Source organism: Umezawaea tangerina, assembly GCF_003002815.1.
Lineage (GTDB): Bacteria > Actinomycetota > Actinomycetes > Mycobacteriales > Pseudonocardiaceae > Umezawaea > Umezawaea tangerina.
The window spans coordinates 196,325-218,943 of the sequence record NZ_PVTF01000008.1 but is presented as its reverse complement, the minus strand read 5'-3'; the positions used below and the strand labels follow the sequence as shown (position 1 = coordinate 218,943).

Here is a 22,619-nt window from a genome sequence, read left to right as displayed (position 1 = left end):
CGAACGCCCCGGTCAACGGCCCACCGCGCGGCCGACGGCGACGCCGGTCCTAGGGGCGCCGGGCGTAGTCGCCGATGCCGGCTCCCGCCAACCGCAGTGAGACGTCGAGCCACTCGGCGAAGGCCGCGCGCCGCCTGGCCCTCGGCCGCGACCGCAGGTGGCCCAGCACCTCCTCGGAGGCGAGCAGCCGGTAGACCAGCACCAGCTGCGCGGCGACCACCCTCGGCTCGGGCGCGTGCCGGTCGGCCCCGGTCTCCTCGGCCAGCAGGTCGGCCACCGCGTCCTCGAAGCGCTCCCACATCAGCCGCATCCGCGACCTCAGCACGACGCTGTCGCCGACCGTGGCGCGCAGCCGTTCGAGCCCGTCGACCGCTTTGGGGCCCGACAGCTCCTCGCGGATCCACCGGCCCATCGCGTCCAGCGGGGTCTGCCCGGACGGGCGGTCCCGGATCGTCGCCACCATCCGGTCGCGCACCTCGTCCTCGCCGTGGAAGACGAGGTCGTCCTTGGTCGGGAAGTAGACGAAGACGGTCTTCGCGGACACGTTCACCGCGTCGGCGATCTCCGCCACCGTCACGTTGTCGTAGCCGCGCTCGGCGAACATCCCCGCGGCCACGTCGAGGATCGCCTGCCTGGTCATCAGCTTCTTGCGCTCGCGCAGGCCGGGCCGAGCGGGGTCAGCGCCGTTGCCGGTCATCGGCCGAGCATAGCGACGCGGAAAACGACAGCGGGTGTACTTCCTCAGTCGACCGCGACGCGCCGGGCGTGCCGGGGCGTGCGGACCTCCCCGCGCGTCATCCGGGCGAGCGGGAGCATCGCGACGAGCAGGCAGGCGCCGGCGAGCGGGATCAGGTCCAGCGAGACGATCGCGAGGCCGGAGCCGACCAGGACCAGCGCCGGGCTCCACCAGGGCAGCCGCAGGACCAGGGTCAACGCCAGCAGGCCCACGTGCAGCAGCGGCGGGCCCACGACGTGGAAGACCAGGTGCGCGCCGGGGAGGTCGCCGAACCGGCCGGAGATCTCGTTCATGCCCGCCTTGTCGGCGGCGAGCAGCCCCGCGACGACGTCGACGGCGAACTGGACCACGGTGGCCGCGACCCCGACGAGCGTCACGACGACCGCCGCGTCGACGCCCCGCGTGCGCGGCAGGGACCGCCGCAGCGCGACCAGTGCGGGGACGAACAGCAGCAGCCCCACCAGGTTCACCAGGTGCGCGGCCTGCCAGTCGGGTCCGGGCCCGTAGCGGCCGTCCATCCGGCCCACCCACCGGATGACCCCGTAGGCGGCGAAACACACTGGCAGGGCGAGGAGACCGGCGGACTTCATGGGAAAACCCTGGCACGCGGCGGATGCCGCCGGGTCGGGGCAAATCCCCTACTCCACCCCGGAGTGGTACCCCTGCGACTGCCGGGGACCTCCGCCGAGCACGCGGAGCAGGTTGCCGCCGAGCACCTTGCGCACCACCGGTTCGGTGAAGCCCCGGCGCACCAGCGCCTCGGTGATCATCGGCATCCCGGCGGGCCCTTCGAGGCCGGGGATCAGCACCTCCGCGTCGACCCCCTCGACGGTCAGCGGCCGGTCGCAGGCCGGGACCTTCTCGTCGACGACCTCCGCCACGAAGTCGCTGCCCAGCCCGACGTGGTCCTCCCCCGCGACCTCCGCGACGTGGGCGATGTGGTCGGCCAGGTGGTCGACGGTCGGCTTCTCCTCGGTGAGGAACCCGGCGAAGAAGTTCACGCACACCACGCCGCCGGTGGCCGCGATGCCGCGCAGCTGGTCGTCGGTGAGGTTGCGGTGGTGGTGGCGCAGCGCGTCGGCCGACGAGTGCGTCGCGACCACCGGGCGGGTGGCCAGCTCCAGCACGTGCCCGACCCCGCCGCGGCCCAGGTGCGAGACGTCGACCAGCACGTCCAGCGACTCCAGCAGCCCGACCGCCTCGACGCCCGCGCGGGTGAGCCTGCTGCCCGCGGCGTTCTCCGCCGACCCGTCGGCGAGCATGGAGCGTCCGAAGTGGGTGAACGACACCGCCCGGATCCCCAGGCGCGCCAACGTGTTCAGCAGCTCCAGGTCGTCGTCGACCTGCGGGCAGCCCTCCAGCGCGAGCACGAGCGCCAGCCGTCCGGACGCGAGCGCGCGGTCGATCTCCGGGCCCGTCCGGCACAGCGCGACGACGTCGGCGTTGCCCTCGGCGATCCGGTGGGCGGCCTCGACCATCCGCAGCGTCGCCCGCCAGGCGCCCTCCGGGCGGAACTCCTCGTCGACGAACACCGGCAGCACCTGCAGGTCCACCCCGCCCTCGCGCAGCTGCGGGTACCAGTGCTCGCGGAAGTAGTCGACCCAGACGGCGCGGGGGCGGCGCGCCACCAGCATCAGGAGGTCGTTGTGGGCGTCCGCCACGACCGCGTCGAGGTGCAGGGCCATCGGGTCCATCGGCTTCCCCTGTCCCGCCGGGAGGGTGTACCGCCTGATCCTCGCGGGTGTGGCAAGACCCGGCATGACACGAATGGCGGACATCGCCCGTGTTGATCTCCCCCGGCGGGTGGGGGCTCGCGGTGTGCCGTCCACCGGGCGCCGCACGCGGCGCGACCTGGAGTCGTTCACGCTCCCGTCACCCGCGGCCGTCGACCGCGGGTGGGTCCACGATGATGCCTCCGCCGCGCGTCGACCGTCGCCACGATCACCTGGTCGGGTGCGGGCCGACAGGTGGTCAGGGGTGCCGGACGGCGTTCAGCCGACCTTCGGCACCGCCCTCATGGCGAAGTGCAGGTACGGACCGGCGCCCGCCGGCGTGTAGAACACCAGCGGCAGCCACTGCTCCTCTTCGTGCAGGCGGCCGGCGAAGAGGGTGTCCGTCACCGGCACGAGGTCCAGCTCGTGCGGCGGCAGCAGGTCCGCCGTCTCCCCGAGCCACCGGTACCGCATGTGCGGCCGCCCGTCCCGGTCGGTCACCTCGAAGTCCATCCCGGCGCTGCGGTAGGTGCCCAGGTACCCGGAGTAGTCCACCACCGGCGGCACCGCGGGTGGCTCGAAGTGCGCCATCCGCACGTCCGCGAGCTCGTCGAGCAGCTCGCCGAGCACCGTCTCGAACAGCCCGCCCACCGCGCCCCCGTTGGTCAGCAGCGCGACCGCGACCCCTCGGTGCGGCACCGCGTACAGGTGCGCGTACTGCCCGATGGTCGCGCCGCCGTGCCCGAACACCGGGCCGCCGGGCCAGTCGAACAGCTCCCAGCCGAGCCCCCAGTGCGTCGCCGCCCGCCACCGGTTCGGCACCTCGACCTCCGGCCGCCGCATCGCCTCGACCACCCCGGCCCCCAGGATCCCGGCCCCGCCGTCGAGGTGCGCCTTCGCGAACCGCACCACGTCCGCCGCCGTCGCGCAGATCCCGCCCGCGGGCCCGATCGACCGCGGCAGGCTCCACACCGGCGCGGGCTGGGGGTCCTCGCCGGGCTCTCCCACGTGCCCCATCGCCGCCCGGAACCGCAGCACCTCCTCGGGCAGCGTCATCGTGCGGGTGAGCCCGAGCGGCTCCACGATCCGCTCCCGCAGCACCTCGTCCCACACCCGCCCGGTCAGCACCTCCACGATCCGCCCCAGGATCTTGAACCCGCTGTTGCAGTAGGACAACGTCGCCCCCGGCGGGTGGTTCTGCCCCAGCCCCGCGCACGCCTCCACGTACCGCGCCACGCAGTCGTCCCCGCGCCCGGTGTCGTGGAAGAAGTCCCCGTCGATCCCGCTCGTGTGCGTCAGCAGCTGCCGCACCGTCACCGACTTCGTCGCCTCCGCGTCCGCCACCGCGAACTCCGGCAGCACCGAGAGCACGGTCGCGTCCAGCTCCAGCTCACCCGCCTCCACCAGCTGCATCACCAGCGTCGCCGTGTACACCTTGCTGATCGACCCCACCTGGAACACCGAGTCGGCCGTCACGGCCACCCCCGTCCCCCGGTGCAACACCCCCGTCGCCACCTCGTGCACCTGCCCGTCGACCAGCACCGCCAACGACGCCCCCGGCACCCGCCGCCGCCGCGCCTCCTCGTCCAACCGCCCCTGCCACCGCGCGACGTCGAACCTCATCCGCACTCTCCCCCCGTAGAGATCATCACCTCCAGGGTGCCGGCGATGGGGAAGATCGGGTCGGCCAAAAGCACAGGCCTACCCCGACAAGTGCGGGCTGGTCGTGAGGAGGGATTTCACGCCGACGTGCCCTCCGATGCGTGCGAACGCCCAAGACGGGGAACCCCTGGGGTGTTCGAGTTCGCGACAAGAGGAGAGTGCATGACGAAGGCAACGACCGGTGGCGAGGCGCATGCCGAGGAGGTGCGGAAGCTGGCCGGGCTGGCTTCGGACATCCGGGTGGGCATGTTGACGACCGTGGACGAGACCGGCAGGTTGATCAGTCGGCCGATGGCGCAGCAGGAAGTGGAGTTCGACGGCGACCTGTGGTTCTTCGCCGAGCGGGACTCGCGGAAGGTCGCGCACATCGCGGCGGTGCCCGAGGTCGGGGTGACGTTGACGTCGAAGGACACCTGGATCTCGATCTACGGCACCGCGGAGCTGGTCGACGACCCCGCGAAGACCCGCGAGCTGTGGAACGGGTGGGTCGAGGCGTGGCTGCCGCAGGGGCCGCAGGACCCCAACGTGGTGCTGGTCAAGGTGACCGCGCGGTCCGCCGAGTACTGGGACACCCCCGGTGGGCGGATCGCGTCGGTGTTGAGCTTCGCGAAGTCGAAGATCAGCGGCGAGCGCTACGACGGCGGCGACCACGGCGCGGTCGAGCTGTAGGCACGGCCGCACCCCCGCGTCACGGCGCGGGGGTGCGCTCAGGCCAGGCGGCCATCGCCCCGTCGACCACGGCCCCCAGCTCCCGCGCCGTGGCCCCGTCGCGCGCCTCCAGCGACAGGCTGCTCAGCACGGCCGTGTAGAACGTCGCCAGCCCGTCCACGTCGACCCCGGCGGGCACGTCGCCTTCCGCCACTCCCCGCAGCAACCGCTGCCGGATCTGGTCGCGCCCCTGTCGCCGGGCGTCGGCGAGGTGGTCGCGGACCGCCTGGTTCGAGCAGTTGAACGCCGCCAGCACCACCAGGCACCCCTTGGGGTGCCCGTGCTCGGCGTAGGACGCCGCGTTGTCCCGCAACGCCCTCTCCACCGCCTCCCGTGCCGTCCCGCCGGAGGCCAGCGCCCGCCCGGTGAGGCTCCCGGCCGTGCCCCGGTAGAGCTCGACCGCCTCGCGGAACAGCGCCTCCTTGCTCCCGAACGCCGCGTACAGGCTCGGTGAGCCGATCTCCATCACGGCCGTCAGCTCCGCCATCGACGCGCCTTCGTACCCGCGTTCCCAGAACAGCCGCATCGCCCGCTCCAGCGCGGCATCGCGGTCGAACGCGCGCGGACGCCCTCGCGGTGACATGGCCCACCTTTCTCTGCCGATCGACACAGAAGTCGTTGACACGCGACTGTACCCACCACGATTCTGTGCCAACCACTACAGAATTGAGGTGTCGTGCTCCCACTCGACGGCAGGACCGCGCTCGTGACGGGCGCCAGCCGCGGCATCGGCGCGGCCATCGCCCTGCGGCTCGCACAGGACGGCGCCGACGTGGCCCTTACCTACGTCTCCTCCGAACGGCAGGCCGCCGACGTCGTCGGGCGGATCGAGGAGCTCGGCCGCCGGGCCGTCGCGATCCGGGCGGACAACGAGGACCCCGCCGCCGTCACCGCAGCCGTCACCACGGCCGTCGAGACTTTGGGCGGCCTGGACGTGCTGGTCAACAACGCGGGCATCGTCGCCTTCGGTCAGCTCGACGAGCTGACCGTCGAGGACGTCGACCGCACGCTCGCCGTCAACGTGCGCGCCGTGCTGATCGCGATCCGGGCGGCGCTGGAGCACCTGCCCGACGGCGGCCGGATCATCACCATCGGCAGCAACGCCGCCGACCGCGTCCCCCGCCCCGGCGGGACCCTCTACGCCACCAGCAAGTCCGCGCTGTCCGGCATGACCAAGGGCCTGGCCCACGACCTGGGCCCCCGCGGCATCACCGCGGTCCTCGTCCAACCCGGTCCGACCGACACCGACGCCAACCCGGCCGACGGCCCGCGCGCGGCCGCCTCCGTCGCCCGCACCCCGCTGGGCCGCTTCGGCGATCCCGCCGACGTCGCCGAGGTGGTCGCCTTCCTGGCCGGTCCCGGCGGACGCCACATCACCGGCACCGCCGTCACGGTCGACGGCGGGGTGAACGCGTGAGTCAGTCCACCAGCCGCGGGGTGCCGCCCACGACCCGCACGGTGAACCCCTCGTCGTGCCGGTCGAGCGTCACGTAGCTGCACGTGTGGTAGGTCAGCCACAGCCCCAGCCCGGCCGTGGCGGTCTTCGTCGTGGGCACCAGCCCCACCAGCGGGTCCGCGGGCCCGTCGCCCTGGTCGGTGACCGTCAGCACCAGGTGCTGGTCGTCCGACCACAACCGGAACCGGACGGGTCCGCGACCGTGGGTGAGCCCGTTGGTGACGGCCTCGCTGGCCGCGAACACCAGGTCGTCCACCTCGGCCTCCGCCACCGACGTGGCCGCGGCGGCGTCGCGGACCGCGCGGCGCACCGCGGCGGGCGTGGGATCCACCAGCAGCAGCGACGGCGACCTCGACTCCAGGACGTCGGGCCGCGCCCGGCCGCGCCGCACGAAGAACTCCTCCGGCCGTTCGAACCGCGCGTTGCGCACGTGCGCCCCGTCGGCGGAGGCGATCACCGGGTGGGTGCGCTCGACGTCGGCGAGCACCTCGGCGGGCGTCGTGCGCGTGTCGTAGGGGCACAGGCCCCAGAGCTGGAACTCGTCGAAGGCGTGGTTGACCGCGGCCTCGTAGCGCGCCCACCAGTCCCAGGGGGCGCCCGTGCCGGGGTGCGGGACGTCGCCGATCACCCTGATCTGCGGGGCACCGGTCCGCGCGAGCGAGGTGAACTCGTCGCGGAACCTCTTGATGGCGTTGGTGGGCCTGGAGTACTGGTCGGCGGCGGGCAGGAACGTGACCCCGGAGACGTCCCCGACGGCTTCGCGGACCAGCTTCTCGTTGGCGTCCGCGCACGACACGACCGTCGGTTCCCCGGCTTCCAGCCCGTCGCGCACGAACGGCCCCGCGAACGACACGAACTCCTCGTCGGAGCCGTAGAAGGCCGTCTCGTGGAAGTACCCCACGTGCCCGTGCGCGGGCCCCGTCCTCATCGGCGGGCCTCCACCCTCACGTCCGCGATGCCCAGCAGCCCCAGCAGCCTGGCGGGCCCGGACCGCAGCCCGCGCAGCGTCAACGACCCGCCGTCGCGCCGGGCGAAGTCGGACAAGGTGAACAGCCCGTGGTGGTCGGTGAACGTCAGGTCGGCCACGTCCACCACGAGGTCGCCGCCCGGCCGCGGTCGGGTCCGCCCGAGCGCGGCGGGCAGCAGCTCGCGTCCGCGGAAGTCGAGCTCGCCGCCCAGCACCATCGAGTCGTCCGACTCGGCGTAGAGCCAGAACGGGCTGGCACCCGCGCTCGCCACCGGGTGCAGGCAGGCGAGCTCGGCGATCACGTCCGCGCCCAGCTCGCGCCGGTCGTACCCGCACAGCGCGCTGTAGGGCCGCGTGGCGGTGTACCGGTTGACCAGGGGTTCGTAGGCGCAGAACGCGTCGAGCTGCGCGGCGGACCGCACGAGCGCCGTGACGTCGGCGGCGACCCGCAGCCCACCGAACCCGTCGGCCAGCGCGGCCTCCGTCGCCTCGGCGTACGCGCGGACCTGCTGCGCGGGGACCACCGCCTCGGTCGTCCGGTACCGCTCGTCCAGGCTCATGACCTGGAGCGACCCGTCCCGCAGCGCCTCGCCCCCACCGGGCAGTCCGGCCAGGTCACCGATCAGGCCTTCGACCGACCCGGCCCCCACGTAGCAGACGCGCTGGCCGAGCTCCAGCCCTTCGGCGAGGAACTCGACGCTGCGGGCGACGAACTCGGCGGGGTCGTCGTAGGACCAGCACACGTGGTCGTGGGGACCCAACCCACGAGCGCTGTCGACCACCCCCGCTCTTCGCATGCCGCCATTTTACCCGCGAGGCACGTCCGGGGTGCGTCAGGCGGGACCGGTCGAGGTCGGCAGGGCCGCGATGGCCTCCGTCATGGTCTTCGCGGTCGCGTCGCCGAGCATCTCGAACTCGGACTTCAGGAACGGGTCGGCGACCTTGGCCAGACCGTGGAACACGATGTGCGCGTGGTAGGTCACCTGCGTGCCGCCCTCGACCGGGAGCAGGGTGATGTCGTCGGTCGAGGTCGCGGTCTTGTTGTCGCCCACGAACGTCAACCGCCGGTCCTCCAGCCGCTCCAGGCGGTAGGACAGCCTGGTCTCCTTGCCCTTGAACTCCGACACGTTGTGCCACTGCGACCCGACCCCGATCGGTCCGGTGTCGACGCGGGTGCAGCTCACCGTGCCGGGGTCCCACTGCTCGGCGTTGCCGAAGTCCTTGAGGTAGTCGACGACGACCTCCACGGGCCTCGCCACGGTGAAGGTCCGTTCCACGTTGACCACTTGCGCTCCTCTGGTTCTCGGTTCTGGACGGTCGGGTCGAGCCGCTGCCCCGGCGGGCCGGGGGTGGTGTCGCGCTCCTCCATCTCGGCTTCGGCCACGTGCCGGGTGCCACCCACGGCCTGGAAGGTCCACCGGCCGGGCACGACGTCGTGGCCGACCAGGCCCCGGTTACCCCGATCGGCCCGGTTCCACTCGTCCGACCGGCAGTCCGCTCCGCGGTGGCGAGGGCGGAAGTGGACAGCCGCGAGACATACCGGAAGGTTATGTGCGCCGACGGATTGACCGCGGGGCCCGCCGTTGGGACAGTGGCCGGGTCGGGTATGCCGGGTTGCCGGGGAGCGGGACGCTCGTTGTATGGAAGCGCTCTCATCCCTAACCCGTGGTGGGAGGCCGTCGCGCCCGAACGACGGTCGACCGCACTGAGCTCCACCCTCCTGCGGCGGAGCTGCGCCCGACTCCGCGGTGCCGAGCCCCCAAGCCCTCGTCACCGCGATTCCCTGTGCACAGACGAACGGAGAACATCCATGCGCCAACGTGCGTTGACCCGACTGGGTCTCACCGCGCTGCTCGCCGTGGGAGCGTCGGTGGGCCTCACGCCCACCACCCTCGCCGCCCCCTCGGTCGCACCGGACATGGTCGCCGCCATGAAGCAGGACCTCGGTCTGACCGACCAGCAGGCCCGGACCAGGCTCGCTCACGAGTCGGTCGCGACGAAGGCCGCCCCCAAGGCCGAGGAAGCCGCGGGCGAGGCGTTCGCCGGCACCTGGTACGACGCCGACAAGGGCAAGCTCGTCGTCGCGCTGACCGACTCGTCGAAGGCCTCGGCGGTGCGCTCGACCGGTGCCGAGACGACCGCGGCCACCCACACGATGGCCAAGCTCGACTCGACCCGCCGGCAGCTCGACGCCCTGTCCAAGGCCGGGTCCGTCCCGTCCGGCGTGAGCGCCTGGCGCGTCGACCCGCGCACGAACAGCGTCGTGGTCGACGTCCAGGAGGGCGCCGACGTCAGCGCGTTCCTGGACAAGGCCCGCGCGGCCGGTCCCGTCACGGTGAACACCAAGGACGTCAAGGCCCCGCAGACGTTCGCGGCGGGCACGGTCGGCGGCGACCCGTACTACGTGGGTCCGTACCGCTGCTCGATCGGCTTCTCGGTCGCGGGCGGCTACGTCACGGCGGGCCACTGCGCCGCCGGTGACGGCGTCGCGTACGGCTGGGACCGCTCCTACCAGGGCAACTTCGCGGGCTCGTCCTTCCCCGGCAACGACTACGCGTTCGTCCGCACCGGCGGCGGCTGGTGGAACGTGCCCGTCGTGCTGGGCTGGGGCACCGTCAGCGACGCCCTCGTCCGCGGCTCCTGGGAGGCCCCGGTCGGCACCTCGGTGTGCCGCTCCGGGTCGACCACGCACTGGCACTGCGGCGTGATCCAGGGCCGCAACGAGACCGTCAACTACGCGCAGGGCGCGGTCTACGAGATGGTCGGCACCAGCGTGTGCGCCGAGGGCGGCGACTCCGGTGGCTCGTTCATCACCGGTGACCAGGCCCAGGGCGTCACCTCCGGCGGCTACGGCAACTGCAGCGCCGGTGGGCGCACGTGGTTCCAGCCGGTGAACGAGATCCTCAGGGTCTACGGCCTGAGCCTGCTCACCGCGTAACCGACGACGGGGTCGCCCCGCGGGTCACTCCCGCGGGGCGGTCCCCGGTCGGCCCCTCAGCAGGCCCGCGCAGGCGAGGATGGTGTCCGCCACCAGCGCCAGCACCGCGTTGCACTCCCTGGTCACGTCCGCGGCGGTCCGCGGGTGGCGCTTCATGCTCGTGGACCGCGGGTTCACGTAGTCCAGCTGGTGCACGATGTCGTTGCGCGCCACGAAGAACCCGTTCAACGCGGTGAACCGACTGGTCGGCAGCGCCTTGTTGGAGATGCCGAGCAGGTCGCGCACCCGGTCCTTGAGGTCGCGGCTGCCCTGGAAGCTGGCCCTGGTCTTGGCCTCGATGTACCGCTTGACGAGCTGCTCGCGCGGGTGCATCGCGGTGACCGCGTCGAGCAGGCCCTCCGGCGGCTTCGGCTCGTGCAGCTGGTCCTTGAGGTAGGCGACGAACTTGAGCTCGGCCGTGCCGCCGCGGTCGATCAGGGTCGGCAGCGCGTCGCGCACGAGCTGCTGGCAGCACGCGTCCAGCCCGCTGGAGGTGAACACCAGTGCGGCGCGCAGCAGGTCGACCTCGTCGCGTCGCAGCCTGCCGTGGTTGCTGCCCCGAGCCGTGCCCGCCGCGACCCTGACCTGGTTGAAGCTGTCCAGCAGCCCGTTGACGCTCTTGTGGGTCGCGTCGAGGTAGCGCCAGGCGCGTCGGATCTGCGGGCAGGGCCCGGCGAACGGCGGCGGCAACGGCGCCAGTCTCACCACGGCAGGTCCCGCCACATCGCCCCCTCGCCGACAGCCGGGGATCACTGTGGCACACGCCCGCGGCGACGGGATCCGGTGGTCCTGCCCGCGACGCGGCCTCGGCCTTCCACGAGTCCGCAGCCCGTCCCGATCCGCCGCGGACGACCCGCGTCGGCTCACCGGTGGAGGGAACGCCCAGGCTCTGAGTCCACCGTGGACGCTACTTGGGTGCGCGGCGCGGCAGCGGTTTGGTCGCCGGGCCCTCCAGGACGTTGCCGTCGACGTCGAAGCGGGACCCGTGGCACGGGCAGTCCCAGCTGGCCTCGGCGTCGTTGAACGCCACCAGGCAGCCGAGGTGGGTGCAGCGCATCGACACGCCGTGCAGCCCGCCGTCGTGGTCGCGGTAGACGCCCATCTTGCCCAGCCCGTCGCGCACGACGTGGGCCTGCCCGGCGGGCAGGTGCTCGCTCGATGAGGCGTCGGCGGGCCTGATCCGCTCGCCGACCAGGTCGAGGCCGGTGGAGGCGTTCATCTTCAGCAGGTCGGGCAGCGACTTGAGCGACAGCCGGTGCGGGCTGAACGTCGAGGCCCACGGGTTCTCCTCCCCCGCGACCGCGTCGGCCAGGATCCGGGCGGCGAACGTGCCGGTGGCCAGTCCCCACTTCATGAACCCGGTCGCCACCTGGAGCCGGTCCGAGCCGGGCAGGTAGGCGCCGATCATGGGCAGCTGGTCGTAGGCGCTGGGGTCCTGCGCCGACCAGCGGTTCGCGACGCGCTCCACGTCCCAGTGCTCGCGCGCGAACGCCTCGAGCTCCTCGTACGGGTGGTCGGGGCGGTCGCCCGCCGGGTGCGCCCGGCCGCAGACGACCAGCTTGCCGTCGTAGGAGCTGAGCGACCACGACGGCGAGCCCGCGCTGATCGCGAGCCCGGTCGGCGGCTCGCCGGAGGCGAGGGTCACGGCGATGCCGTAGGAGCGGGTCGCCTCCAAGCGGGCGAAGTACAGGCCGCGGTCGAACACCGGGTAGTGCGTGGCGACCACGACCCGGTTCGCGGACACCACGCCGTCGGCGGTGTGCACGCGGCACGGGTCGCCGTCGTGCAGGCGTTCCACGCGGCTGTGCTCGAACACCGCCGACCCGTCGCCGTCGACCGCGTCGGCCAGGCCGAGGACGTAGCGCAGCGGGTGCAGCGCGACCTGGTCGTCGAGCCGCACGGCGGCGTGGACGGTGAACGGGACGTCCAGGCCCGCGTCCGCGGTGACCGGCAGGCCCGCCGCGCGGGTGGCCGCCAGCTCGTCCTCGACGGCGTCCACCTCGTCCGCCCGGTAGGCGTAGGTGAACGCGGGCGCGCGCCGGAAACCGCAGTCGATGCCCAGCTCCCGGACGAGGTCGGCGACCAGCTCGACGCCCGCGGCGCTCGCCTGGGCGTAGGTGCGGGCGACAGCGGTGTCGTGCCTGGCGACGATCTTCGAGTACACAGTGGACTGGAGCGCGGTGACCTTGGCGGTGTTGTTGCCCGAGGCCCCGCCGCCCACCCGGTCGGCCTCCACCACGGCCACCGCCAGTCCTTGCCGCTTGAGCAGGAGCGCGGTCGTGAGCCCGGCGATCCCGCCGCCGACCACCGCCACGTCGAACGCCCGCGCGCCGCGCAAGGACGGGCGTGCCGTCGCCGGCATCGCTTCGAGCCAAAGGGATTCCCGTGCCGCTGTGGTGTCCACGTCCGGCCGGGTACCCGAAAACCCGCTGGGCACTCCCGGTTTGGGGTCGTGGGGACCAGGGCATCCACCGGCCATGGGTACTGACGACAAGATCGATGCCAAGGCGGACGAACTCAAGGGCAAGGCGAAGGAGACCGTCGGTCGCGCGACCGACGACCAGGAGCTGGAGGCCGAGGGTCACGGCGACCAGGCCAAGGGCAACCTCAAGCAGGCGGCCGAGAAGGTCAAGGACGTCTTCAAGAGCTGACTGCCGCACTCCCACCACGAGGACCCGTGTTCAACAGTGAGCACGGGTCTTCTCCACGTCCGGGATCTTCCACGTCCGAGTGGCCCGTTACGCCATCCGTGAGAACGCCTCGGTCGAAGTGCTACCCGGAGTAGACCATCCGGTCGCTCCCGTGAGCCTTTCTCGTGCATCTGCATGAGTACATCCGGACGCACCTCCTGCACAGTTGCCCGGTGGAACGCCTGCGCCCACCTGACGTCGACGACCGCGAGCGGGAGCGCCGCCCGTGATCGCTGTGCTGCTGCTCGCGTTGCTCGTGCTCGGCGTGTCGCTCGCCCTGTCCGGCGCCGCGGCCCTCGTGCGCGGGCCGGGACGCGCGCCCGCAGCACCCGACACCCCGTTCCGCTCCGACGCCAGGGACGTCGCCGTCCTCATCGCCGCGCACGACCAGGAGCACCTGGTCGGCCCCGCGCTGGAGGCCGCCGCGAGGCTGGTGCCGCCCGCCAACGTCCACCTCGTCTCCGACGACTCCGCCGACCGCACCGCCGAGGTCGCCCGCGCGACCGGCGCGCAGGTGGCCGAGACGGTGGGCAGGCTCGGCCGGTCCGGGGCGTTCGACGCGGGCATCCAGGCGTTCCGGCTGGTCGACCGGTTCGAGTTCGTGGTCCTGCTCGACGCCGACACCGTCCTGCACCCCGACTACCTCGACTCCGTGCTGCCGCTGTTCGCCGACGAGACCGTGGTGGCGGTCGACGGACGGCTGGACCCCGACCTTCGCACCCCGCCGCGCGGGTTCGCCGCCCGGCTGCTGTCCGCCTACCGGGCCCGCGACCACGCCCTGGTCGAAGGGCTCCGGCGGTTCCGGCGCGGCGGGACGCCGATGAACGTGGCCCGCGTGCTGCCCAGCGTCGGCCGGGTCTACCGGACCAGCGCGCTGTGGGAGATCGACATCCACTCCTCCGGGCTGGCCGTCGACGACTTCGACACCACGCTGCGGATCTACCGGGAGAAGTTCGGCGCGGTGGCGTTCAGCCCGGCCGCCCGCGCCGCGCCCGCGGGTCCGACGCGGCTGCGCGAGCACCGCCGCCAGCTCTTCTTGTGGGCCAACGGGTTCTGGCAGGGCCTGCGCGGTCACGACCTGCGCCGCGACCCCGGTCTGGCCGCCCAGGCGGTCGAGCTGGCGCTCACGGCGTTCGCACTGCTGCTGGCGCCGGTGGCGATCGTGGTGGCGGCCGTGCCGGGCCTGGTCCCGGTGTCGCCGTTCGCTGTCGCGGCGGCCCTGTCCGTGCCCGACTACCTGCTCACGCTGGTCGTGGCGCTCGCCCGGCGCAAGCCCGGCTACCTGCTGCCGGGGCTGCTGTTCCCGGTGCTGCGGGTGCTCGACGCGGCGACGGTGCTGCGCGGGGCCTTCGGCCACCCGTCGGCGGCGGAGTGGCTCCGGGTCGGCGCGGAGCCCGAGGACCACCCGGTCGACGACGACCGGGAGGAACGGGTGGGTCGGTCGGCTCCGGTCGACCGACCCGCTCGCACGCCGCGGGCCGCCTCCGTGCTGGCCTGGTTCATCCTCGCGGGCTCGGCCGGGGTCCTCGCGGTCCGGGTCGCGCTGACCACCGCGACCCTGCCCGCGACCTCCGTCGAGCCCGGTCTGGTCGACGCGACGTTCGCCAAGGTGGTCGGGCTCGGCGCTCCCCCGGTCGACGGCTCGCTGCGGGTCTTCGGCCTCCAGCTCGACGCCTACGCGACGCTGACCGGCGCGTTCGGCAGGCAGGTCAGCACCCTGGTCAGCGCCCGCGAGCTGTCCGTGGCGGCGGTCGTCGTCGTGCTGCTCGCCCTCGGCGCGATGGCCGCGCTGCTGCGGATCCGACCTCTGGTGATGGCGGTGGCGGTGCTCATGCTCGCGGCGGCGGGCCCGGTCGTCGCGGTGCTGACCCCGGTGGGTCCGGGCGGGACCGCGGCGGCGTGGACCGCGCTGGCGGCGGCGGCCGGGCTCGCCACGGTGCACCGCCACGACGGGCGGTGGGTGCCCGCCGGCGCGGTCGCCCTGCTGGTCGCGCTGGCCACCGCGCCGGTACTCGTGGTGCCCATCGGCGTCGGGACGGCCGTGTGGTTCGCGTCGGCCGCCCGGAAGCCGTTCACCAGGGTGTGGACGGCGCTGGGCGCGCTCGCGGTGACCGCGGCCGGTTGGCTGGTCTGCCGCGAGGCCGGACTGCTGGCGCCGCCGTCCTCGCAGGTGGTGCTGGGTGACGACCAGCGCGTGCTGCTGCTGGCCGTGGTCGGTGCGGCGGTGCTCGCCGGGCTGTCGACCGCCTGGCTGCGCCCGGTCGCGGTCGCCTCCGGGACCGGTGCCCTGCTGGTCGTCGTGGCCGCGCCCGGTGCCGACGCGGTGCTGCCGGTGCTCGTGCTGACCGCGGCGACCCTCGTGGCGCTGGTGGTCGACGAGTCCGTCGGACGGTTCCCGGCGGCCGCGCCCGCACGGGTCAGGTGGGTTGTGGGCGGGATGGCGGCCGTGCTCGCGGTCGTCGGCTCGGCGGCGGGCGTCGTGCTGGCGCCCCGGACCGCGCGGGCCGTCGACCACGTCGGACTGGCCGAGTGGATGGCGAAGAACCTCGACGGCGACACCGGGCTGGCCGCGCCCGCGGGCCTGTGGTCGGACCTGCAGCGCGACCGCGCCAGGGCCGGGCTCCCGGCCGACGCGGTGCGGCCCGCCGGATCCGGGACCGCGCGACCGGACGACCTCGTCGCCGCCGTCGGACCGACCGCGGTGTCCGGTGTGGACCTGGTCCGCTTCGGTTCCGCCCCAACGGATCCCGACAGCATCGTCGTCGTGCTCCCCCGCGACGACGTCGGCTACCTGTCGTCCAACGAACGGGCCGCCGCGGGTGAGCAGCTCGCCGGGAACGTCCGGCTGCACACCACCGAGGACGTGCGGACGGCGTTGCGCGCCGGGCGGGTCGACCTGCGGGCGATGGCCGTGCTCGCCGAGCTGTGCCGCGCGCAGGAGGTGACCGTGGCCTCCACGGGGAAACCGCCGCACGAGAAGGGCTCCAGCCTGCCGGACCGCACCCTCGTCCTGTCCACTGCGGACGACGGGTCCACGGCCGCGGTGGTCGACTGGCTGAAGGCGCAGCAGCCGCCGTTCGCCCCCGACGAGGTGCGGGTGGTCCCGGACGGGGTGGCGATCGGCTGGCGGCTGCCGCCGTTGCGGGACCGGACACCGAAGTGATCAGCTCTCCGAAGGGTTGGTAAGGCCATGGGATCGATCCGATCGACGCGCCGGGTCTCGGCGGCGGTTGTCGGCGCGCTGTTCGCCCTGCTCGCGCTCCCCGTTCCCGCACAGGCCGCCGGGAACTGCTACCTGCGGCTCGCGCACCTGTCCCCGGACACGCCGTCGGTGGACGTCACGGTCACCGCGTTCTCCAGACCCGACTGGTCGGTGACGATCAAGGGCGTCGGCTACGGCGCGCTGTCGGACTACCAGCGCATCGAGACCGGCACCTACACCGTCGCGATGCGGCCCGCGGGCGCCGACCCGGCCAGCAAGCCCGTCATCTCGGCGACGATCGACGGCGCCGACGGGAAGGCCTACACGGTCGCGGGCCTGGGCAAGTTCGCCGACCTGTCACTCAAGGTGCTCGACGACGACATCGGCCTGCCGCCCGCGGGCCAGGCGCGGATGCGCGTGGTCAACGCCGCCCCGCTCGCGGGCGACCTGGCCGTGAGCAGGCTGACCGACCCGACGAAGGTGGAGCACGCGATCTTCGGGCAGTCCGGCAACTACGAGCTCGTGCCCGCCGGCGACACCGTGCTGAAGCTCGCCCCGCAGCAGGGCAGGAACACCGAGCTGCCGGTCAAGCTGGAGGCGGGCTCGGTCTACAGCGTGCTGGTGCTCGAACGCGACGGCGTGCTCTCCGCCGTGGCCCGGCAGGACGCCAAGGGCGCCGAGGTCGTGCCGATGGGCGCCATCGAGGCCGGTGACGGGGCCACGGCACCGGACGGCTCACCGCTGCCGCTGGTCATGCTGGCCGTCGCCGCCGCGGCGGGTGGAGCGCTCGTGCTGGCGGTGCGCCGCCGCCGGACCGGATGACCGGTCGCCACCGCTTGCGCCGACCACCGCGCCACGACCTGCGCCGCACCGCCGGTGCGGCGGGCGCGGTGGTCGTCGCCGCGTCCGCGATCGCCCTGTCCCGGCTCGCCGTCGACGACGTCGTGGCCGGGTCGGCGGTGCCCGTGGCCGCGACCAGGCTCGACCCGAGCTGGGCCACCGGCCCGGCCGAGCAGGACGCGGCGACCGCGGCGGCCCCGGTGCGGCTGCGGATCCCCGTGATCGGCGTCGACAGCCCGATCGTGGACGTCGGCGTCGACGAGACCGGCGCCCTCGTGCCACCCGGCACCCCGGAGGACACCGGCTGGTTCACCGGCGGCCCGGCACCCGGCGCGGTCGGCCCCGCCCTGCTGGCCGGGCACATCGACTCCCACGACGGCCCCGCCGTGTTCTTCCGGCTCGCCGACCTCAAGCCCGGCGACGAGATCTCGGTGGACCGCGAGGACGGCAGCACCGTCGCGTTCGTCGTGGAGTCCAGCATCCGGGTCGCGAAGACCGCGTTCCCCACCGACCTGGTGTACGCCCCGCTGCCGACACCAGTCCTCCGGCTCGTGACCTGCGGCGGGAAGCTCGACACGGCCGCGCACAGCTACTTGGACAACGTCATCGTCGAAGCGGTCCCGAGGTGAAACGCGCAGGGGGTCCGCTTCGAATACCAGGTGAGGCGACGCGGCGTGGAATGCCGCGCGCTGGTGACGCTGGGGGTGTCGGTGGACCGTTCACGCGATCGGAGACGCACCGCGGGTAGGCGGGACGAGGACCGGCGCAACGCGGAGATCGTGCACGCGCTGGACGACGCGCTGACGAGCGTGTCGGACCTGGTGGGCAGCCTGGGATCCGACCCGGCGCTGCCGCCTTCGACCGCCGAACGGCTCCGCGCGCTGGACCGGGAGCTGTCGCGGATCACCACCCGCGGGACCACCGACGAGGCGGCCGAGGCCATCCAGCTCGCGGCCCACCTGACCCGTCGCGAATGGCAGTGCCTGGACCTGCTCGTGCAGGGCCTCACCACCAGCGCCATGGCCGACCGCATGACCGTCTCCACCACGACCGTCCGCACCCACGTGCAGTCGCTGCTCGCGAAGCTCGGCGTGCACTCCCGTCTGCAGGCGGTCGCCCTGACGACCCGGACGTCCCTGCTGTCCGCCGCACCGCGCGACGGCGCGCGGACGCGCAGGACCTGACGACGTCGCCGATGAGCCGGAACCCGGTGTCGCGGGCGTCGTGCCCGGCGGGTCCCTTCGGCGGCTCGGACAGCTCCGGCCGGAACACCGGCCGGACGTGGGCGGGCCGGGACCGGGCGAACCCGAGGTACGCCCGCACCAGGGCGACCAGCGCGTCGCACCGCGGTGAAGCGGTGGTGGCGGCCGTCGCGGCGACCGCCACCACCGTCGGGACCGTCGACCGCTACCGCCGGGTCCACTTCTGGTTGGTCTGGCCGTTGCAGGTCCACAGGGCGACGCGGGTGCCGTTGGCCGTTCCCTGCCCGATGGCGTCGAGGCACAGGGAGGACTGGGCGCTCTTGAGGGTGCCGTCGGATCCGAGCGTCCACTGCTGGTTCGGCTGACCGGTGCAGGTGGCGACCCGGAGGTCGGCGCCCGCCGAGGTGCCGGTGGCGTCGAGGCACCTGCCCGCCGACGTGCGCAGCTCACGGGCCGTGGTGGAGGTCCACTGCTGGGACGTGGCGCCGGTGCAGTCGTGGAGCTGGGTCGTGCCGGCCGCGGCGAGGTCGAGGCAGCGGCCGGACTGGGTGCCGACCAGGGCGGTGCCGGTGGGTGGCGGGGTGGTGCCGGTGAGGAGGGCGGCCAGCGGCGGGTACCAGCGGCTTTCGATCTTCTGGATGCCCGAGGTGTCGTTGGGGTGGACGCCGTCGTAGGTGTCGGTCGCGGTGCTGAACCCGGTCCACTGGTCGACGACGGTGATGGGGGACCTGGTCGTGGAGTTGGCGGAGGCCCAGCCGGGGATGGCGTCGTTCAGGGTGACGACGCGCTGACCGCACTCGGCGCAGCCGGACGGGTTCATCGGGATGATCCGGGCGACCAGCACCTTCGTGTCCGGGTTGCTCGCGCGCATCTGGCCGACCAGCTTGGTGAACGCGGTCAGGATGGTGGACGCGGGGATGTTGTTCCACACGTCGTTGGTGCCCAGGTGCACCAGGACGATGTCGGGCCTGGTGGACGAGAGCCAGCCGGGCAGCTGGTTCTCGTCGGCGATCCGGGTGGCGAGGAAGCCGCCGTGGCCCTCGTTCTCGCCGTCGTAGGTGAAGCCGCAGCCCTGCGCGGGCAGCGTGCCGACGAAGTCGGTGTTGGTGAGGCCGGAGGCCTGCAGGTGCTGCCACAGCAGCGCCCGCCAGCACCCCGGTGAGCCGGTGATCGAGTCACCGAGGGCCATGATCCTGGTCGGTGCCGCGGCCGACGGGCCCGCCGCGGCGGGCTGGGCCGTCGACGACGACGCGGGCGCGGGGACCGCGCAGAGCAGGAGAACGGCCAGCAGGGAGGCCAAGAAGGACTTCATGAACAACCCTCCATCGCTTGGAGCACGGGGAAGGCGGGTGCGCTTCCTCGTCGAGCGAATTCCGGCAGGTTGGTTCGTCCGTCTTGAGTTAACCGGTTAACAGCACGCCCGGCAAGGGGGTCAGGGCCGCGGCGCGGGACCGGTGCTCGACCGCGGCACCAGTTCCGGGTCCGAGGTCTTCACGTGGGCGGCCTCGCCGCCGCCGATCACGTCGAGCAGCAGCCGCACGGCGGTGGCGCCGCGCTCGGCGATCGGGCGGCGCACGGCGGTCAGCGCGGGACGGACGAGGCGGCAGAGCGCGGAGTCGTCCCACGCCACCAGGGACAGCCGGTCGGGCACCGGGATGCCGAGCTCGTGCGCGACGGCCAGCGCGGACACGGCCATCACGTCGTTGTCGAACACCATCGCCGTCGGCGGCTCACCGCTGGTCAGCACGCGCCGGGTGACCCGCGCGGCGACTTCGTCGGAGTAGTCGGCGTGCACCACCCTGGCCTCGTGCAGCCCGAGCCGCCCGGCCGCGGCGGTGAAGGCGTTCGACCGGATCTGGGTGTGCACGAACGTCGTCGGCCCCGCCACCCGCACGATGCGGCGGTGCCCCAGCGCGGCGAGGTACTCGACGACCTCGGACACGGCGGACTCGTCGTCGGTCCACACGCAGGGCAGGTCCGGCAGCACGGGTTCGGCCAGCACCACGGTCGGCAGGCCGAGCTCGCGCACGAGCTCGACGCGCCGGTCGTCGTCGCGGAGGTCGGCCAGCAGCACCCCGTCCACCCGCCGCCCGGCCCACCAGCGGCGGTAGGCCTCCAGCTCGGCGGTGGCGTCGTCGGTGACCTGGAGCAGCAGCGCGGTCGGGCCGTCGGCGAGCGCGTCCTGGATCCCGGCGATGAGCTGCACGAAGAAGGGCTCGACACCGAGCTCGCGGGCGGGCCGGTCGACCACCAGTCCGATGGCGTTGGCCCGGCCGTCCGACAGCGAACGAGCGGCGCTGCTGGGCACCCAGCCGAGCCGGTCGGCGATCTCGACGACCCGCTTGCGCGTCGCGTCGGACACCCCCGGCCTGCCGTTGAGCGCGTACGACACCGCGCCGGTGGACACCCCGGCCGCCTTGGCGATGTCCGAGATGGTCGGACGCTTGTCCCGCACCCGCTCCCCCTCGCTGTTGATCACGGGGAGTCTAGTCGCGGACGTCCGGTCCACACGCAGGCGCGCGCGGGTAGGGTCCCAAGCGGTCAATCGGTTAAGCACCAGGGGGTACACCTTGCCGTGGTTCGATCTGCCCGCCGAGAAGCTGCGCGAGTACCGGACGTCGACCGAGGAGCCCGCCGACCTCGACGGGTGGTGGGCGGCCCGGCTCGACCAGGCTCGGGCGGCGGCGAAACCGACGACGCTCACACCGCACGAGCCCGAGGCCTACGGGCCGCTGCCCGTGCTGGACGTGGAGTTCTCCGGCGCGGACGGCGACCCGATCCGCGCCTGGTACCTCCGGCCGCCGGGCAGCGGTGACACCCCGTTGCCGACGGTGGTCACGTTCATCGGCTACGGCGGCGGCCGCGGCCTGCCCGCCGAGCACGCCCTGCTGCCCGCCTCGGGGTTCGCGCAGTTCGTGATGGACACCCGCGGCCAGGGCGGGAAGTGGTCGATCGGCGCGACCGGCGACCCCGGCGCGGCGCTGGCGGGCCCGGCGTTCCCCGGCATGATGACCAGGGGCATCCAGTCGCCGGAGACCTACTACTACACGCGGCTGATGGTCGACGCGGCCCGCGCGGTCGAGGTGGCCGCGGAGCTGGACGGCGTGGACCGCGACCGGATCGCGGTCAGCGGCGTGAGCCAGGGCGGCGGGCTCTCGCTCGCGGCGGCGGCGCTCAGCGGCGACCTGGTCAAGGTGTGCCACGCGGACGTGCCGTTCCTGTGCGACTTCCAGCGGGCGGTCACGCTCACCGGCAAGGCGCCCTACAGCGAGATCGCCGACTTCCTCGCCCAGAACATCGACCTCGTGGACACCGCGCTGGACACGCTGCGGTACGTGGACGGCGCCCTGCTGGCCCGCCGGATCACCGCGGAGTGCCTGCTCAGCACCGGGCTGATGGACGACGTGTGCCCGCCGTCCACCGTGTACGCGGCCTACAACGAGATCAAGGCGGCGAAGGACATCGCGGTGTTCCCGTTCACCGCGCACTCGGTGCCGCGGACTCACGTGGAACGGCAGCTGCGCCACCTGCGGGCGACCCTGGCGACCTGACCAGGGCGGCGGCGCCGACCAGACCGGAGTCCACGCCGAGCAGGGCGGGCAGCACGTCGACCCGCCGCATGAAGTCCAGGCCCGGCCATCCGCCGAGCGAGTCGGCGATGGCCGGGCCGAGCAGTCCCCACGCCTGCGCGACTCCGCCCCCGACGACGACCCGGTCGACCTCGCACAGCGCCGCGGCGACGGTGATCACCCGTGCGACGGCCTCGCCGGACCGGTGGAACGCGGCCAGCGCGACCGGGTCGCCCGCGTGGGCCGAGGCGGCCAGCGACAGGCCGTCGGCGTCACCGTCGGGCGACCAGCCCCGCTCCAGCGCCCAGCGCACGATCGACGGCCCGCTGGCGATGGCCTCCGCGCAGCCGCGCGCGCCGCACGGGCACAGCGGCCCGTCCGGGTCGAGCACGAAGTGGCCGACGTGCCCGGCGTTGCCCGCGGCGCCGAGGTGGGGGCGGCCGTCGAACACGAACCCGCCGCCGATGCCGGTGGACACGACCATGCCCAGCAGCGCGTCGCTCCCCCGGCCCGCGCCGTGGTGGTACTCGGCCAGCGCCATGCAGACCGCGTCCCCGGCCAGCCGCACCGGCAGTCCGGGCACCAGCGCGGCGACCCGTTCGACGAGCGGGAAACCGCGCCAGCCGGGGATGTTGACCGGGCTGACCGTGCCGGTGCGCACGTCCATCGGGGCGGCGCTGGCGATGCCGACCCCGGTGAGCGCGCCGCCCGCGACCGCGACCAGCTCGCGCACCTGGTCGGCCAGCGCCAGCCACACCGCGTCGGCGTCACCGGGCGGGGTGGCCGCGGACCGGCGGTGGGTCACCGTCCCGTCGACCTCCACCAGCGCCGTCGCGAGTTTCGTGCCGCCCACGTCCACGGCGAGCGCGAGATCGGGGTTCCGCGGCATGCAGCTCAC

22 protein-coding genes are annotated in these 22,619 nt (G+C 73.6%); 9 read left to right on the top strand and 13 right to left on the bottom strand.

What is annotated here, in order from left to right; genetic code table 11:
• Nucleotides 1-49 precede the first annotated feature (49 nt).
• The 4 genes from CLV43_RS26510 to CLV43_RS26495 form a co-directional block, all read right to left on the bottom strand.
• Entirely contained in the window at nucleotides 50-697 is a 648-nt protein-coding gene (locus CLV43_RS26510; protein ID WP_106190098.1) for a TetR/AcrR family transcriptional regulator, read from the bottom strand.
• Between the two features lie 44 nt (nucleotides 698-741).
• Nucleotides 742-1,326, bottom strand: a complete 585-nt coding sequence (locus CLV43_RS26505; RefSeq protein ID WP_106190097.1) for a hypothetical protein — start codon at nucleotides 1,324-1,326, stop codon at nucleotides 742-744.
• Nucleotides 1,327-1,374: 48 nt separating this feature from the next.
• Complete coding sequence (locus tag CLV43_RS26500) at nucleotides 1,375-2,430, bottom strand: dipeptidase (RefSeq protein WP_211304564.1); 1,056 nt, start codon at nucleotides 2,428-2,430, stop codon at nucleotides 1,375-1,377.
• Between the two features lie 297 nt (nucleotides 2,431-2,727).
• Nucleotides 2,728-4,071, bottom strand: a complete 1,344-nt coding sequence (locus tag CLV43_RS26495) for a serine hydrolase domain-containing protein (RefSeq protein ID WP_106190095.1) — start codon at nucleotides 4,069-4,071, stop codon at nucleotides 2,728-2,730.
• Nucleotides 4,072-4,272: 201 nt separating this feature from the next.
• Between CLV43_RS26495 and CLV43_RS26490 the strand changes: the two genes are divergently transcribed.
• Nucleotides 4,273-4,779 carry a pyridoxamine 5'-phosphate oxidase family protein gene (locus CLV43_RS26490; protein ID WP_106190094.1) on the top strand — a complete coding sequence of 169 codons (507 nt, stop codon included), beginning with the start codon at nucleotides 4,273-4,275 and terminating at the stop codon, nucleotides 4,777-4,779.
• Between the two features lie 19 nt (nucleotides 4,780-4,798).
• Here the strand turns inward: CLV43_RS26490 and CLV43_RS26485 are convergent, their stop codons facing one another.
• Nucleotides 4,799-5,401 (bottom strand): TetR/AcrR family transcriptional regulator, encoded by a 603-nt coding sequence (locus CLV43_RS26485; RefSeq protein ID WP_106190092.1) that lies wholly within the window; start codon nucleotides 5,399-5,401, stop codon nucleotides 4,799-4,801.
• A gap of 93 nt (nucleotides 5,402-5,494) precedes the next feature.
• Between CLV43_RS26485 and CLV43_RS26480 the strand changes: the two genes are divergently transcribed.
• The gene (locus CLV43_RS26480; RefSeq protein WP_106190090.1) at nucleotides 5,495-6,235 is read left to right on the top strand and encodes an SDR family NAD(P)-dependent oxidoreductase; all 741 of its coding nucleotides are present in this window, start codon (nucleotides 5,495-5,497) and stop codon (nucleotides 6,233-6,235) included.
• Nucleotide 6,236: 1 nt separating this feature from the next.
• Here CLV43_RS26480 and CLV43_RS26475 read toward each other — a convergent pair whose 3' ends face one another.
• From CLV43_RS26475 to CLV43_RS26465, 3 genes are read right to left on the bottom strand one after another with little or no spacing between them, the layout of a single operon-like run.
• Nucleotides 6,237-7,202: a sensor histidine kinase gene (locus CLV43_RS26475; protein WP_106190089.1), complete on the bottom strand. Its 966-nt coding sequence runs from the start codon at nucleotides 7,200-7,202 to the stop codon at nucleotides 6,237-6,239.
• Nucleotides 7,199-8,038 (bottom strand): MEDS domain-containing protein, encoded by an 840-nt coding sequence (locus CLV43_RS26470; RefSeq protein ID WP_106190087.1) that lies wholly within the window; start codon nucleotides 8,036-8,038, stop codon nucleotides 7,199-7,201. Before CLV43_RS26470 ends, CLV43_RS26475 begins: the two co-directional genes overlap by 4 nt.
• A 36-nt stretch (nucleotides 8,039-8,074) precedes the next feature.
• The gene (locus CLV43_RS26465; RefSeq protein WP_106190085.1) at nucleotides 8,075-8,527 is read right to left on the bottom strand and encodes an SRPBCC family protein; all 453 of its coding nucleotides are present in this window, start codon (nucleotides 8,525-8,527) and stop codon (nucleotides 8,075-8,077) included.
• Nucleotides 8,528-9,051: 524 nt separating this feature from the next.
• Between CLV43_RS26465 and CLV43_RS26460 the strand changes: the two genes are divergently transcribed.
• Nucleotides 9,052-10,179: a S1 family peptidase gene (locus tag CLV43_RS26460; RefSeq protein WP_106190084.1), complete on the top strand. Its 1,128-nt coding sequence runs from the start codon at nucleotides 9,052-9,054 to the stop codon at nucleotides 10,177-10,179.
• Nucleotides 10,180-10,203: 24 nt separating this feature from the next.
• On the opposite strand, the gene CLV43_RS26455 is transcribed toward CLV43_RS26460, so the two are convergent.
• Together CLV43_RS26455 and CLV43_RS26450 are read right to left on the bottom strand one after the other, a co-directional pair.
• Complete coding sequence (locus CLV43_RS26455; RefSeq protein ID WP_146174904.1) at nucleotides 10,204-10,926, bottom strand: hypothetical protein; 723 nt, start codon at nucleotides 10,924-10,926, stop codon at nucleotides 10,204-10,206.
• A gap of 199 nt (nucleotides 10,927-11,125) precedes the next feature.
• On the bottom strand, nucleotides 11,126-12,580 hold the full coding sequence (locus tag CLV43_RS26450; protein ID WP_245887021.1) for an FAD-dependent oxidoreductase: 1,455 nt from the start codon (nucleotides 12,578-12,580) through the stop codon (nucleotides 11,126-11,128).
• Nucleotides 12,581-12,695: 115 nt separating this feature from the next.
• Between CLV43_RS26450 and CLV43_RS26445 the strand changes: the two genes are divergently transcribed.
• From CLV43_RS26445 to CLV43_RS26425, 5 genes are all read left to right on the top strand, one after another.
• Nucleotides 12,696-12,869, top strand: coding sequence for a CsbD family protein (locus CLV43_RS26445; protein ID WP_106190079.1), 174 nt, complete (start codon nucleotides 12,696-12,698; stop codon nucleotides 12,867-12,869).
• 265 nt (nucleotides 12,870-13,134) lie between these two features.
• Nucleotides 13,135-16,071, top strand: a complete 2,937-nt coding sequence (locus CLV43_RS26440; protein WP_106190077.1) for a glycosyltransferase — start codon at nucleotides 13,135-13,137, stop codon at nucleotides 16,069-16,071.
• Between the two features lie 27 nt (nucleotides 16,072-16,098).
• Nucleotides 16,099-16,932, top strand: a complete 834-nt coding sequence (locus CLV43_RS26435) for a DUF4397 domain-containing protein (RefSeq protein ID WP_106190075.1) — start codon at nucleotides 16,099-16,101, stop codon at nucleotides 16,930-16,932.
• Entirely contained in the window at nucleotides 16,929-17,579 is a 651-nt protein-coding gene (locus tag CLV43_RS26430) for a class F sortase (protein WP_106190074.1), read from the top strand. The genes CLV43_RS26435 and CLV43_RS26430 overlap by 4 nt, the downstream gene beginning before the upstream one ends.
• 45 nt (nucleotides 17,580-17,624) lie before the next feature.
• Nucleotides 17,625-18,134, top strand: coding sequence for a response regulator transcription factor (locus CLV43_RS26425; protein WP_245887020.1), 510 nt, complete (start codon nucleotides 17,625-17,627; stop codon nucleotides 18,132-18,134).
• Between the two features lie 223 nt (nucleotides 18,135-18,357).
• Here the strand turns inward: CLV43_RS26425 and CLV43_RS26420 are convergent, their stop codons facing one another.
• Nucleotides 18,358-19,464, bottom strand: a complete 1,107-nt coding sequence (locus tag CLV43_RS26420; protein WP_106190071.1) for a ricin-type beta-trefoil lectin domain protein — start codon at nucleotides 19,462-19,464, stop codon at nucleotides 18,358-18,360.
• A gap of 120 nt (nucleotides 19,465-19,584) precedes the next feature.
• On the bottom strand, nucleotides 19,585-20,631 hold the full coding sequence (locus tag CLV43_RS26415; protein WP_245887019.1) for a LacI family DNA-binding transcriptional regulator: 1,047 nt from the start codon (nucleotides 20,629-20,631) through the stop codon (nucleotides 19,585-19,587).
• Between the two features lie 91 nt (nucleotides 20,632-20,722).
• On the opposite strand from CLV43_RS26415, the gene CLV43_RS26410 reads away from it, so the two are divergent.
• Nucleotides 20,723-21,703: an acetylxylan esterase gene (locus CLV43_RS26410; protein ID WP_170156019.1), complete on the top strand. Its 981-nt coding sequence runs from the start codon at nucleotides 20,723-20,725 to the stop codon at nucleotides 21,701-21,703.
• On the opposite strand, the gene CLV43_RS26405 is transcribed toward CLV43_RS26410, so the two are convergent.
• Nucleotides 21,630-22,610, bottom strand: coding sequence for an ROK family protein (locus CLV43_RS26405; RefSeq protein WP_106190067.1), 981 nt, complete (start codon nucleotides 22,608-22,610; stop codon nucleotides 21,630-21,632). The two genes, CLV43_RS26410 and CLV43_RS26405, sit on opposite strands and share 74 nt — an antisense overlap.
• Nucleotides 22,611-22,619 lie beyond the last annotated feature (9 nt).